The 12,627-nt window shown below is 34.3% G+C and carries 15 protein-coding genes; 2 read left to right on the plus strand and 13 right to left on the minus strand.

Annotated elements, in window-relative coordinates; all coding sequences use genetic code 11:
* Positions 1-43: 43 nt before the first annotated feature.
* Entirely contained in the window at positions 44-694 is a 651-nt protein-coding gene (locus tag F7R58_RS05095; RefSeq protein ID WP_158063865.1) for a metal-dependent transcriptional regulator, read from the minus strand.
* A 99-nt stretch (positions 695-793) separates the two neighbouring features.
* Here F7R58_RS05095 and F7R58_RS05100 point away from each other — a divergent pair, with 99 nt between their 5' ends.
* A complete protein-coding gene (locus F7R58_RS05100; protein WP_158063866.1) occupies positions 794-1,831 on the plus strand; it encodes a threonine aldolase family protein in 1,038 nt (345 codons plus the stop codon).
* A gap of 198 nt (positions 1,832-2,029) precedes the next feature.
* Here the strand turns inward: F7R58_RS05100 and F7R58_RS05105 are convergent, their stop codons facing one another.
* The 4 genes from F7R58_RS05105 to F7R58_RS05120 form a co-directional block, all read right to left on the minus strand.
* On the minus strand, positions 2,030-2,476 hold the full coding sequence (locus tag F7R58_RS05105) for a hypothetical protein (RefSeq protein ID WP_158063867.1): 447 nt from the start codon (positions 2,474-2,476) through the stop codon (positions 2,030-2,032).
* A gap of 19 nt (positions 2,477-2,495) precedes the next feature.
* Positions 2,496-2,867 (minus strand): DUF3703 domain-containing protein, encoded by a 372-nt coding sequence (locus tag F7R58_RS05110; protein WP_158063868.1) that lies wholly within the window; start codon positions 2,865-2,867, stop codon positions 2,496-2,498.
* Between the two features lie 418 nt (positions 2,868-3,285).
* Positions 3,286-4,047: a DUF1963 domain-containing protein gene (locus F7R58_RS05115; protein ID WP_158063869.1), complete on the minus strand. Its 762-nt coding sequence runs from the start codon at positions 4,045-4,047 to the stop codon at positions 3,286-3,288.
* 285 nt (positions 4,048-4,332) lie between these two features.
* On the minus strand, positions 4,333-5,109 hold the full coding sequence (locus F7R58_RS05120; protein ID WP_158063870.1) for a CPBP family intramembrane glutamic endopeptidase: 777 nt from the start codon (positions 5,107-5,109) through the stop codon (positions 4,333-4,335).
* 792 nt (positions 5,110-5,901) lie between these two features.
* Here F7R58_RS05120 and F7R58_RS05125 point away from each other — a divergent pair.
* Positions 5,902-6,906, plus strand: a complete 1,005-nt coding sequence (locus tag F7R58_RS05125; protein ID WP_158063871.1) for an IS110 family transposase — start codon at positions 5,902-5,904, stop codon at positions 6,904-6,906.
* 55 nt (positions 6,907-6,961) lie between these two features.
* On the opposite strand, the gene F7R58_RS05130 is transcribed toward F7R58_RS05125, so the two are convergent.
* From F7R58_RS05130 to F7R58_RS05160, 8 genes are all read right to left on the minus strand, one after another.
* Positions 6,962-7,537: a hypothetical protein gene (locus tag F7R58_RS05130; protein ID WP_158063872.1), complete on the minus strand. Its 576-nt coding sequence runs from the start codon at positions 7,535-7,537 to the stop codon at positions 6,962-6,964.
* 311 nt (positions 7,538-7,848) lie between these two features.
* Positions 7,849-8,010 (minus strand): hypothetical protein, encoded by a 162-nt coding sequence (locus F7R58_RS12930; protein WP_187695266.1) that lies wholly within the window; start codon positions 8,008-8,010, stop codon positions 7,849-7,851.
* Positions 8,011-8,230: 220 nt separating this feature from the next.
* Complete coding sequence (locus F7R58_RS05135) at positions 8,231-9,835, minus strand: DUF2326 domain-containing protein (RefSeq protein WP_158063873.1); 1,605 nt, start codon at positions 9,833-9,835, stop codon at positions 8,231-8,233.
* The gene (locus tag F7R58_RS05140; RefSeq protein WP_158063874.1) at positions 9,819-10,052 is read right to left on the minus strand and encodes an ABC-three component system middle component 7; all 234 of its coding nucleotides are present in this window, start codon (positions 10,050-10,052) and stop codon (positions 9,819-9,821) included. Before F7R58_RS05140 ends, F7R58_RS05135 begins: the two co-directional genes overlap by 17 nt.
* Positions 10,049-10,906, minus strand: a complete 858-nt coding sequence (locus F7R58_RS05145; protein ID WP_158063875.1) for an ABC-three component system protein — start codon at positions 10,904-10,906, stop codon at positions 10,049-10,051. Before F7R58_RS05145 ends, F7R58_RS05140 begins: the two co-directional genes overlap by 4 nt.
* A 98-nt stretch (positions 10,907-11,004) precedes the next feature.
* The gene (locus F7R58_RS05150) at positions 11,005-11,664 is read right to left on the minus strand and encodes a hypothetical protein (protein ID WP_158063876.1); all 660 of its coding nucleotides are present in this window, start codon (positions 11,662-11,664) and stop codon (positions 11,005-11,007) included.
* 15 nt (positions 11,665-11,679) lie between these two features.
* Positions 11,680-12,339 carry a hypothetical protein gene (locus F7R58_RS05155; RefSeq protein WP_158063877.1) on the minus strand — a complete coding sequence of 220 codons (660 nt, stop codon included), beginning with the start codon at positions 12,337-12,339 and terminating at the stop codon, positions 11,680-11,682.
* Positions 12,339-12,536, minus strand: coding sequence for a hypothetical protein (locus tag F7R58_RS05160; RefSeq protein ID WP_158063878.1), 198 nt, complete (start codon positions 12,534-12,536; stop codon positions 12,339-12,341). The genes F7R58_RS05155 and F7R58_RS05160 overlap by 1 nt, the downstream gene beginning before the upstream one ends.
* Positions 12,537-12,627 lie beyond the last annotated feature (91 nt).

Consider the following 12,627-nt stretch of genomic DNA (forward strand, 5'->3'; position numbering starts at 1 on the left):
TGATCTATATTCAGTTCAGGCAGTGCAGCGATGCACTGCTTTTTTATTTTACAAGCATCTTGTCCGTTGCGTTGGAGCTGAGGTGTACGGTTCCTGCGGGTGTATTCACCAGAAAAGATTTATCGAAATTTTCAACTTTAACTATCTCCAACTGCATTTCCAGCTGTATACTCCTGTCATTCAGATAATGCAGGAAGTCATCGTCCGAATAAGTTACTGCTTTAAAAACCACAGAATCCCCGCTTTTACAGGAACTCAGTTTCTTAAGTTCCTGAGCGATGATATTACCGTCCTTATCCGGAATGGGTTCGCCATGCGGGTCAAATTTGGGATAGTTCAGGATTTCGTCCATCTTGTCGAAAAAGAGGGTGGAGTGCACATGTTCCAGCTGTTCAGCGATTTCGTGCACATTTTCCCAGCCGAAATTCATCCTTTCCACCAAAAACATCTCGGTAAGCCGGTGTTTGCGCACCACCAGGGCAGCTTCCCTCATGCCTAGAGGAGTGATGATTAGTGGTTTATAATTTTCGTAAATCACCCATTTTTTCTCGGCAAACTTCTTCATCATATTGTTCACTGAAGGCATTTTGACATCCAGAATTTTGCTCAGCTCGTTGATGGTCACGCTATGCGTCTCCGTAGCCAGGTGGAAAATGGCCTTCAGGTAATTCTCTTCAGTATGGGTGTTTCTCAAAATGTTAGATTATATTTAATGCAAAGCTAACTTTTAATTTTTAAACCTGCAGTATTTCAAATTAACCTTAATTTCCTGCGGCTTGCTTACCTTTACGTAATGAAGTATTCATTCAAAAATGATTATGCCGAAGGCGCTCATCCACGTATTCTGGAGGCACTTGTAAGGACAAACCTGCAGCAGCAGAACGGATATGGTTCAGACGAATTCAGTCGGGCTGCAGAACAGCTGATCCTTGATGTAAGCAAAAGTCCCCATTCTCGCGTGCATTTTGTTTCCGGAGGAACGCAGGCCAACATTATTGTCATTTCTGCCCTGCTAAGGCCGCACGAAAGTGTAATCGCAGCAGACACAGGTCATATTTTCACCAATGAAAGCGGTGCCATAGAAGCCACCGGACATAAAGTTCACGGCGTTCCTACAGCTGACGGAAAACTGCGTGCGCAGGATGTCCAAAACGTGCTGGATCAGCATACCAATAAACCGCACCAGCTGAAGCAGAAGATGGTTTACATCTCCAATGCCACCGAAGTGGGTACATTCTATACAAAAAGTGAACTGCAGGAACTTTCTGACTTTTGCCGCCGGCAGGAGCTCTGCCTTTTTATGGACGGTGCACGTTTGGGAAATGCTTTAACTGCTGAAGGCAGCGATCTCACTCTTGAACATGTAGCCCGGCTTACCGATGTTTATTATTTGGGCGGAACCAAGAACGGCGCTTTGCTGGGCGAGGCCATCGTCATCAACAAAACCTCTTTGCAGGATGAATTTGGCTTCCACATCAAACAGAAAGGTGGAATGCTGGCCAAAGGCCGCCTTCTGGGCATACAGTTTCAGGAACTTTTGCGCGATAATTTGTATTTCGATCTCGCACGGCATGCCAACACCCAGGCTATGCGGATAAAAAAGGTATTTCAGCAGGCCGGCTGTATTTTTCTGTCAGAAACTTTTACCAATCAGATTTTCCCTGTACTCACTCACACTCAGATAGAAAAACTGTCCACCCATTTTGATTTTTATGTGTGGAAAAAAATAAATGCGGATCAATCTGCTATAAGGATTATTACGTCCTGGGCCACCACAGAAGAAAGTGTGGAGGCATTCATCCGGGAAATTGGAGAATTAGGTCACGAATAAATCCTGTAAAAAGGAAACTGGTTAATTTTCCTTTAGCATTTCGGCGAGCTGCACAAGAACCTGAGCTTGAGAAAACTCACCAAAATATGAGCTGTATTTGCCTTTTGAATTAAAGATGACAAATGAACTGCACGGGTAATGAAAATCAAAAAAAGTATGTTCTATGATTGCTTTCGGGTCCTTTTTCCAGGCGATAGATTATAACTCCTTTACTATGCCTTTCTCTGTTTTATAAAAATAAAGCGGCTTTACTCCTGCTATTTTTAATGTTTCCTTTTCCAGATCTTTGAACCATTTTATTTTGTAAGGTGTATTTGCAGTTCCGGAAGAGTTGCATCTGTCTGGGCCGGGATGGTAGATAACGATTACGGGCTTCATATCATCAATCAAAGTGCCTGTTCTGGACTCAATACTGCTCTTCAACTCCGTGTAATTTGCAAAGGTTCCGGCTTCCGAGCGGTTGGAGCGGAACATGGCCTTTGTAAGATTCAAAGAGTCATTTTTCACAATTAACAGGTTGGCGCGCTTATATCCGTTAAATTCCTGTTCCGTAATTTTTCGGTTATCCGGATCAAGGTACACAGTTTGTGCATGCAGGCAATAAGAGACTGTGAATATCAGGAAGAAAGTAAATGCCTTTTTCATATTGATAAGCTGTGCACTGCTAAGGTTTTTTATACCTGTACAGGACTAAGGCCAGATCCTTCGGGATTTCCATGGGTCTGAGCGGTGGGACATTGGCTCCACCGGTATTTCCGACGGGTATTTTCCCTACAAAAGATTTTACGCCACCCACAAGGAGTCTGGGAATCTGTCCGATGATTTCACGGCGGTCTTTTATCTTAATCCCAAATTTAAGCATCAGCCAGTGGCTGTAATTGTGCTCACGGGGCCAGGACTGTCCCAACACGTGTGCCCGCTCCAAATGCCGCCAGGCCGCAGGCAGATTACCAATTTTCATTTGCTGCCCGTAGGACTTAACTTCATCATTAAAATATACTTTAAGCCCTGCCGGCATACTCCAGTAGAATTTCATGGATTAGTTTAGTTTTGAAAACTGAAATTGCAAAAAATTGCAGAATTGGGCAAGTGATGGAATGATATTATTTGTATTCGTGGAAACGTGATGTTGTTATTGAAAGTTTTGTGCGTTCTGATTTCCCGGTTCATTGATGCTTATACTCTTTATCTAAAGTCCATTACCGGAAAGGTTCACCGCGATGCTCAAATCATGAACCTTCCAAAAGGGAAGTTTTTGGTTTTGCCGAAACCGCTCGCTCACGGCTTCCATACCTTCAGTATAAGCCAACATAAATTCCAAAGAATCAGTCTTGAGAAAAAGTAAAACCTCTCTTAAATCGCTTTAAAAGAGGTGGTTTTTATTGAATTTTCAGACCTTGCCGCTGAAATCTGAGGTTGCGCAACACTTAACCATGTTAGCAGAAGGTGTTGTTTTAAGTGTTTTGTACTTCCAAGATTATATTTTCAAAATTCTCGTTTACAAAATCAGTTTTATGTATTCCAAAATATAAAACACTGTCACCAAAAACTTCAAATTCTATTTTAGGATCAGATAAATTTAGTTGTAACAAAAGAATTAGATTTTCTTCTTCTTGCTTGATTTTATTCAATTCAAATTCCGAGTAATCACTTTTTAAAGGAAATCCAAGATAATTTAATGCCCAATGAAATTTTACAGTTCCTTGTATTGCTTGTGGATTTCCAAAGATCTGGTGTGCGAAATCATATTCGTAATTATTGATTTGACTATTTGTTTCAGTAATTATTTCTTCTATTTCTTCACGATATTGCTCATTAATATTAGAATCTAATATAATATTTTCTTGATATGAAGGAATTGTATAGCTTTTTGAAATGTCAATATTGAATTCTACAATTCTAGAGGATTCAGTGTTAGCATTTTTGTGAAATATTACTTTATAATCATTTTTAGTTATAGGATAATGATCAATTGATTTCTTTAGATAGAAGAGCAAATCTCCATTTGGTATTTTTTCTTCCCAAATTTCTTTTATTTCCGAAAAACTAATTTTTCCCAGAAAATTTAATTCATTTAGTTTGGTATTTTCAGTTTCAATTTTCTCTCCTAAGTTAAAAATCAAAGTTGGTTGAAGAAGATTTTTTAATTGTTTTAAGTGAGGAAAATTTTCCTTGATTATTTCATCTATTTGATTTTGAAACGAGATATTGTTCATACACTTTCTGCTAACGTTTTGGGGCTTGGCGTCAGTGGCGGATTTTCACCACAAATGTTGATACGAAGCACCAAATTTCAAATTTAGCAATAATGTTCATATGAAGCACTTCACCCGCCATTACGCCAAACCCTTGTGCCTGTTGCACAACTTCAATCAAATATACTTAAAAAGGGTAGACAGCAGCTTAAAATGCGTTCAAATTGTTATAATTAGTTAAAAAAACAGTTGTATGCGTGGACTATTTTCCCTATGAAATCTGAGGTTGCGCAACGATTACGCTTGTTAGCGGTTCGGGCTTTGCTTTTCGTTTAGTAATTTCAACTCATTTTCTTTTTTCCATCTTCCGAGAATAATTATCCATATAAAAATTGAAACGCCTAAAATAATTAGTTTTTGAGTTCCATCTAGTCCATCTTTGATTAATGAATTAAACATCATTATTTGGATTATTAAATGAAAACAGGAACTTGCCAAAATAGATTTAGTCGATTCTGCAACTTGTCCAATTCCCCAACTTCCAAATAACAAGATACCGAGAAAAAATAGATTTTCAGATAAAGTCGCTTTTGTCAGAAAAGACAAATGCCAAAAGTACCAAATGAAGCCTATTAGCAAATATCGTTTTATAGGCTTAATGTCTTTAAGTTCTTCTTGTAAATATCCACGCCAGCCAAACTCTTCCATAATGCAATAAATCAAACTTCCCAAGACAACAATTAAGCCGTACAAATTTACATTTATACCGTATTCATTCTTTACTCCGATAATTGCCAATAATATTATTGGAATTAAGGACATTAACAGACCTTTTCTTTTTGATGTTCCAAAAAATGAAATTTCAGTTTTCTGTTTTTTACGAAGTAAGTAAATGGCAATTAAAGCTCCTATAAAAACCCCACTTCCTTCAAGCAATATTACAGAAAGTAAATAAATCCAAGTTGGTAATATTTCCAAAATTTCTTTTGTTCCAAAAATGTCAAATCTAAATATATTGGAAAGTGAAATAGCTATTACTAAAAAAATTAATATTCGTTTAAAATTAATTGTATTATCTTTCATAGATTTATTTTCATTGCCTTTAATAGCCTGACCGCTAACGGCGGTTTGGGTATTGCCGAAGGCGGGGATTTTAGCACAAAAGTTCAATCTAAGAACGAATGTTGAGCCTTGAACAAATACCCAATCGAAGTCTTTCAGCCCCGCTTTTAGCAATACCTTGTGCCTGTTGCACAACTTGAATCAAATATACCTAAAAAGTGTGGACTGCAGCTTAAACCGCATTTATATTGTTATAAATAGTTGAAAAACAGTTGTATATGCAAGGTATTTTTCATAATTTTAATTATGCAGGGAAAGAAAAAATTCTACTTTTAAAGTGTACTGAAAATGGGGAGCTTACACCTGAAATTCATCACCCGAAAAGCGTACCGAAATGCCCAAATCATCAACCTTCCATAAGGGAAGTTTTGGTTTTGGCGAAACCGCTCGCTCACGGCTCCCATAAATTCAGTATAAGCCAATATAAATTCCAAAGAATCAGTCTTGAGAAAAAGTAAAACCTCTCTTAAATCGCTTTAAAAGAGGCTGTTTTTTATTGAATTTTCAGACCTTGCCGCTGAAATCTGAGGTTGCGCAACAGTTACCAATCTTTACTTTGTAATCTGAAAAACAGATAACTTTAGAATAGCAAAACAGAGGTGAACCAGGGTTACCCATAAATTAGTGATTTATCTAACATATCAGTCCTCTGTTTTGCTTTAAGGTTGAATAAGATTAAGATAGAATAGTAGATTAGAACTAATAAAGATTTTAAATCATTCAACCACTTTTGTGTAACCTAATATCAAAGTTATGAAAAATTTTAAATTTTATCTGGGGATAGACGTTTCCAAGCTCAGTTTGGATTATTGTCTGCTGGACGAACAGTGCACAATTGTTGAGAAAGGCAAAATAAGCAATCTTACGGAAGCGTTAAAAAAGCTCTTTTTCCACATTAATGCACAGTATGTGAAGGATTGTCCGATTCTGACAGTGTTTGAAAATACCGGGATTTATTCCAATCCCTTAGCTCGCTTTTTACACGAAAACGGATGGCATTATGCGGAAGTATCCGCATTGGAAATCAAGCGTTCCAAAGGTCTTTCCCGAGGCAAGAGCGACCGTGTTGATGCCAGGCAGATTGCACTGTATGGCTTGAGAAACCGTGATAAAACTGTGGTTAGTTCAGGTCCGGAAACACTCCACCAGCAATTAAAAATTCTAAATACGGAACGCGAAAAAATACTTTCTGCCATCAACAGCTTTTCCCGGACTTCGGAGGCGGAGGATTTTCTGGGACGCGAGGTGTACAGGGTGGTCAAAGCCATCAACAGGCAGACCATGAGCGCTCTGAAGAAGCAGCTGGCCGCTCTGGATGAAAAGATTGGTCAGCTGATCCGCAGTGATGAAGATTTAAAGCATAAACAGGAACTTTTAAAAAGCATTCCCGGTATTGGCGAAATCGGATCGATTTATTTCTTGCTCGTAACGAAAGGATTTACCCGTTTCAAAAACTGGAGAAAATTCGCCTGCTACTGTGGGATTGCTCCCTTTGAGTACAGTTCGGGTACCAGCATTCGGGGGCGGAACCGCGTCAATCCTTTGGCCGACAAAAAGATGAAGTCGCTGCTGCATCTGCTTTCGCTTACCTCCATCCGTCACGATGAGGAACTCAAGCTGTACTTTAACCGCAAGAAAGAAGAGGGCAAACATAGCCTTTTGGCACTGAACAATGTGAAATGTAAATTGGTAAGCAGAATATTTGCGGTTATCAAAAGAGATACGCCTTACGTGAAAACCCACCAATACTACTCCTGAAAAAAATCGAAATTATGTTTGTTTATTGACATAGAATATGTTAGCTGACGTTTCTTTATTCACTAATATTAATGTGTGGTAATTTTTCTTTGAATTTTTGTAAATCTGAATTTTTGAATTCATTGGTGTAAATTAATTCACGATTTTTTGAATCTAAAAACATTGTACCGAAATATTTTATTTTCCCCCTTTCAATACTAAACTCAAGGTTTTCTTTAATAGGATATCCAATTAATTCTTGTATATATCCAGAATTGAAGAAATATGTATACTCATTGAATTTATAATTTCCAGGTTTTTCTTTTAAAACGAAAAAAAAGTAAACATATTTATCATCTTTGTTTTTTTCAAAATCTGCAATAGCTTGAGGTGCTTTTGCTCCTGTTCCAATTTGAAAAGCAAACTTTTGTTTATTATTTTTATCTTGCTCAATTAGTGTCTTTATTTCTTCATTAGTATAATAAATGTTAGAACCTGATGAATAAGTTCTTTTAAGTATTCCAATTACACCAGCAATTGCTCCCTCATTTTCATTTAAACTAAAGTTTTCAGAAGTCAAATTTTTAGACGGTACAGTTGCACAAGAGATTAAAATCAAAGCAGTAAAGATCGTTAAAATTAAATTTTTCATAAATTGTATTGTGATTTTTTTTGAAATGGCAGCTAACGGAGCGCGGATTGGCGAAGTTTCCTCTGAAAGCTTGCTTTCCTGAGGGAATTTTGCTAATCTGTAGATGTGTTGAAGGTTTTTGCGGCAGCGAAAACGCTTTAACACATCTGCGGATGTAATCCGCGCTCCGATGTGCAAAAGTTGGAGCGGAGCGGAAACTTTTGCACATCGTCCCGGGCATTTCTGTAGCCGGGACTTTTAAGGTAAGTTTTTGTAAATATAACAAAAAGAACAGTCGGCGAAAGTCTTCATGAGGTAAACTTCAGCCCCGGTTACAGAAATGCCGTGTTGTAGGTAGCGCCATTTTTCAGGATCTTGAATCCGGCCGCAAAGTGCGCTGCATGCTTATCCAGTTTAAGCTCATGAGTGTGGACGGCTTCAGGTTGGTTTCGGGAGAAAAGAAGGCTGTTTTCGGGATTTACTATCAGCGGCAAGACTGTCAGTGGCGTTACCTACAACGGGCCGCGTATTGGCGATAGTGGCGGGTTAGAAAGCCAAAATTTTCAATTTTGCACTAAGCTAAGCAACAGCCTTTTATTATTTTCTAAATTTATGAAAAAAGGAAATATAAAAGGTTGTTGCGACAAAAAAAGGAGAAACTTTCAATTTCTCCCTTAAACCGCCATTTCGCCAATACGATGTTAGTGGCAGTGCTTATTTTTTTCTCCAATCTTTTATGAATAATTGGTGTTTATCGGATAATTGAATCGATTTGTTTTTGACTAATATTTGTTGTGTAGTATTAGAATATTTGCTGATTCCATCAATTGAAATAAAAATTTGCTTTTCAAATTTACTATAGAAATTTATAATATTTTCCATAACTAAGTCTCCAATATTTTTAAAGAAAGGAGAATCGTGAATTAAAAATGGTAATTGGGTAAGGTTTAAAATAGCTAAATCAAATTCAATTAAGTCAGAATAGGATTTTCCTGTTCCATCATCTCCTGAATGGTTATATGTGTATGAATTTATTTTTAATTTGAGATAAGGAACTTTCTTATCCTTAGAATGAATTATTTCATTTATTCTGATTAATTCGGTATTTATTTGACTTGAAATATCAACTAATATAGAATGAATTGAATTATCTAATGATACGCCAAGTTCTTTAATAATATTTGTAGTTTCAATTTTTTCAACATAAAATTTATTAGTGCGTTTAATGTTTTCTTCTTGAATCGTTAAATCGTGAAGTTTGTCTATTACAAACTTTGGACTTTCAATATTTTCTAATAATTGATTTATTTTTATACTAACATTATTAATTTCAGTTTCATAAAGTGAAAATTCCTCTTCTAATTTTGCTTTAGAAGCAATTAACTCTCTATTCAAAATTTCACTAATCTTGTTATGGAAATTTTCAATTTCTTGCAATTTTTCTTCATTAGTTGAAGGAATAAATTCAGAAAGTTTTTTAAAATATTGACTTTTTACGCTTTTTTTGTTCAGATTAAGTTCAATTCTTTCGATTTTATTACTTATTTCAGCTTGTCTTTTTATTAACTCAGATTTTTTAATTTTTAAATCAATAAGCTCCTTACTTGTCAATTCCTCTACATTTACAACAAAACTCAGGAGATTTTCTTTGATAGCATCTATTGAGGAACTTATTCTCTTAAGTTCATTCTGGTTTTCATTATATTGTGTTTTATTGATTTTTGAAACAAAATTCTGTTTGTGACTAGCATCAATAGCTCTTTTTTGTTCAGATTTTATTTTAATTTGTTCATTCAGTTTTGATATAGATTCATATGAGTTAAATAATTTAATCAAAACTTCAATAGATTCTTTTTCAGACTGTTTCAAATAAGATTGCAAAGGCTTATCTACATTATTGTTTTCTTTTCCCCAAACTCTTGAATAAACACTTACTATTGATCTAAAAGATAAATCTAAAGAAATATTGTATAAGCCTTTAAGTTCCTTTAAATAATCATCTGTTTTTAAATCAGCTAAGTGATTGTAATTTTCATCACAAATCCTTACGAGATTTGAGAATTCTGTATTTCTAGAATAAAAATAATTTTTGTTATTAAATTGAAACTGAAAATTGAACGTCTGATGTCCTAATTCTTTAACTGTGCCAGAATCTTTGCTTAGGAATGAATCACCTCCAAAAACAAAATCAATTATCATTAAAAGGGTTGATTTGCCAATAGAATTTGACGATAAACTATCACCCAGAACTGTATTCAGCCCTTGTGAGAAGATAATTTTTTTATCTGTGAAGTTTATATTTTTAATTTCTACTAGCATAAGTAATTAATTCTAATTCAAAATTTATATTAATTATATCAAGAAGATAAAGAACATCTAAAGAATAGATAAACTCATCGATGTTGTTGAATTTGTGTTTTGTTTTGTTGTAAAGTTCATTTATCCCAATAACTTTTAAGTTGTAATCTTCCAACAATGCAGTCATTTTGTAAATAATTGATTCTTCTACTTTTATATGTTTGTTTGGATATATCATTCGAATACTTCACAATTTTGAATAAAATATGAAACAATTATCTCGCACGCCTCTTTTGAACTATTTTGAGATGTTATTTGGAACCAATTTACCATAGCATCAAATACTTCTTTTTGGTTATAATCAGGTATTTCTTTTTTTAATTTTAAATAATGAAGCTTTATTTGAGTTGATATAGTTTCAGTAGTAGTTGGTTTGATTTTGTCAATTTCTGAAAATTTAAAATTAATAAAGCTAAAATAGTCTTGAACATTTCTTTCAATCTTCCTTTTAGTTAGAACTGTAATCGTTGCATTTGTTTTTTCCGTTATTGTTTTAGGATTATATGATAATATATCTCCATTTGTAAACACAAAATCTGTTGTAACTAAACAATTAATCAATTCAGAAATTTCGTTTTCTAATGTGCTATTTGACCAAAGTTTTTTTTCTTTTGCGAGTTTAATCAAGCCTGATTTTAATGTAAACAACTCTTCATATTCCTCCTTTGTTCTAGGATTATCAAATTTGGTATGACAACCATTACATAAACAAAGTAAATTGTCTAAATGATTTATGTCTGAATTCAATCTTTTTACATCTTTTAAAACTATCAACTCTTCAGGCTTAGGATTTAATGGATAAATGTGAGCAATTTCAAAATTTTTATTTTTAGTCTTGCTTTTTTCGTACATTAAATCGTTAGAACATAATGGACATACTCCTCCCACTTCTGAATACAGAACTAACTTTTCATTCTCAGTAAACTTTCTTCTAGGGTTACTCAAATTCTTTATGGTTACTTTGTTTTTAGCATTGCCACTAACGTTTTCGGGGATTTGCGATGGTGGGGCAATCGAAGCACAAATCTTCAATTTTGCACAAAAGTTCAATCGAAGAACTACCGTTGAACTTTGCAGTTTCGCCCCACTATTGCAAAACCCTTGTTGTAGGAAGTGCCTTTTTAGCGTGTTTATGATTCAATAATTAAATAATCATTAATTTCATCTGTTTTATAATAATCTATTGCTTGTCTTTTGAAACCGTTCATAGTAAAATAGTTGAATCCGCCACCAACGACAGCACCAATTCCAAAAGGAATTAATTTCCCAATTGCTATTCCACCTCTTTTAGCCCCAAATTTTGTAATAATTGTTGTTCCTACTTTTTGATTAATTTTTTGAAAAACTTTTCCTGAAACTTGTTTATTAAACTGAACAATAGCGACTTTTGTTCCTATTCTTGTAGCACTATCCTTTGCAACCTTTAATGCTCCGCACCAAAGACCCAAAATTTTGATAAATTCTTTGCTGAAATCAGACTGTATATCTTTTTCATAAATAAATGCAACACCATAACACATTGCGGACATCCAACGCAACATTAACAATAAATCGCCTGATACAGATGCTACTTCAGTTGCAACTTGCACTGCTGTTCCAATTCCTGGTATCGCACTTGGTAATGCAGATACTACACCAATTGAAGTATAATTTTTTATCAAACGGTCTCCGTAAATGTTAGCGATTTCATCCTTAGATTTCTTTGGATTACTTTTAATAATTTCTTCAATCTCATTTTGCACTGAATTGTATGATGGAGCGATATTTTGAACGATTAAAAATAAATCCATTGTTAATAGGAATAATTATAATTTAAAAAATCTTGTTAAAATAGAAAATATTTTGTTATTTGGTATATCTTCTTTATGGTCTCTCAAAAATTCAGGAATTTGGTCGTAATATTTATTACTCCGCAATTTTTCTAAATCTTTTTTTGTTTCTGCTATAATTGCTCTTATTTTCTCGTCCTTATTATATTTTTTATTTAATCTTTTTGCTTCTTTTTCATTTTCAATCTCTTTCAAGACTGCGTTTTTGTGTTTTTCAAATATATTGAGAGCATATAAAATTAATTCTAGAATAATTCTTTCTTTAAAAGTTTTAGTTTTAAAATCTTTTCCAAAATATTGTGCTAATTCAACTACAGGAAATAAATCAAGTGAATTATAAAATAAATTTTTAAAAGTTATGTCTTCTGTAATATCTGTTATTTTATTCGTAAATGATAAATATTTTTCTTGCGTGGAATAAGAAGTTTTTGCTTTTGAAATGATAAATTTATCATGCGTATCATCTATAAAATTTGAAGTTTTTGAATTAACATTATCAAAAATATTTGATGTTTTTGATATAAGAGATTGCGTAAATTCATTTTTCAAATCTGTAGATTTCTTAAAGATACCATTTAAGAAATTAGTTTGGTCAGTTATAAAATTTTCGCAGTTATTTTTATCAATTGAATCCATTACTTTCTACTTCGAGTATGTGCTTTTTTACATCTTTCAGAACAATAAACCCATTTTGCATCCCAAAAACTAAGCATTCCTTTTAAAGAATCAACTATTCCTGGATAAACGGATTTCCCATATTTAATATTTCGTCCACACCAATAACAAGGTTGTGAAGAATAACGAGGTCCAACTTTTGCGACGTTTCTTGCCATAAATTTCTATTTATTTGTTTTTTTTGTATGGTTTTTTTGGTGGCATTTCCTACAACGTTTTTGGTATTGCCGTAGGCGGGGATATTTAGCA

The sequence above is a fragment of the Chryseobacterium sp. genome (assembly GCF_008831505.1).
Classification (GTDB): domain Bacteria; phylum Bacteroidota; class Bacteroidia; order Flavobacteriales; family Weeksellaceae; genus Marnyiella.

Bases quoted from the DNA above. Each gene is read 5' to 3' on its own strand.
- F7R58_RS05150 (WP_158063876.1), bottom strand. From the start codon at position 11,664: ATGGATTTATTTTTAATCGTTCAAAATATCGCTCCATCATACAATTCA.
- F7R58_RS05140 (WP_158063874.1), bottom strand. From the start codon at position 10,052: ATGATATATCCAAACAAACATATAAAAGTAGAAGAATCAATTATTTAC.
- F7R58_RS05120 (WP_158063870.1), bottom strand. From the start codon at position 5,109: ATGAAAGATAATACAATTAATTTTAAACGAATATTAATTTTTTTAGTA.
- F7R58_RS05115 (WP_158063869.1), bottom strand. From the start codon at position 4,047: ATGAACAATATCTCGTTTCAAAATCAAATAGATGAAATAATCAAGGAA.
- F7R58_RS05100 (WP_158063866.1), top strand. From the start codon at position 794: ATGAAGTATTCATTCAAAAATGATTATGCCGAAGGCGCTCATCCACGT.
- F7R58_RS05155 (WP_158063877.1), bottom strand. From the start codon at position 12,339: ATGGATTCAATTGATAAAAATAACTGCGAAAATTTTATAACTGACCAA.
- F7R58_RS05135 (WP_158063873.1), bottom strand. From the start codon at position 9,835: ATGCTAGTAGAAATTAAAAATATAAACTTCACAGATAAAAAAATTATC.
- F7R58_RS05130 (WP_158063872.1), bottom strand. From the start codon at position 7,537: ATGAAAAATTTAATTTTAACGATCTTTACTGCTTTGATTTTAATCTCT.
- F7R58_RS05105 (WP_158063867.1), bottom strand. From the start codon at position 2,476: ATGAAAAAGGCATTTACTTTCTTCCTGATATTCACAGTCTCTTATTGC.
- F7R58_RS05160 (WP_158063878.1), bottom strand. From the start codon at position 12,536: ATGGCAAGAAACGTCGCAAAAGTTGGACCTCGTTATTCTTCACAACCT.
- F7R58_RS05125 (WP_158063871.1), top strand. From the start codon at position 5,902: ATGAAAAATTTTAAATTTTATCTGGGGATAGACGTTTCCAAGCTCAGT.
- F7R58_RS05110 (WP_158063868.1), bottom strand. From the start codon at position 2,867: ATGAAATTCTACTGGAGTATGCCGGCAGGGCTTAAAGTATATTTTAAT.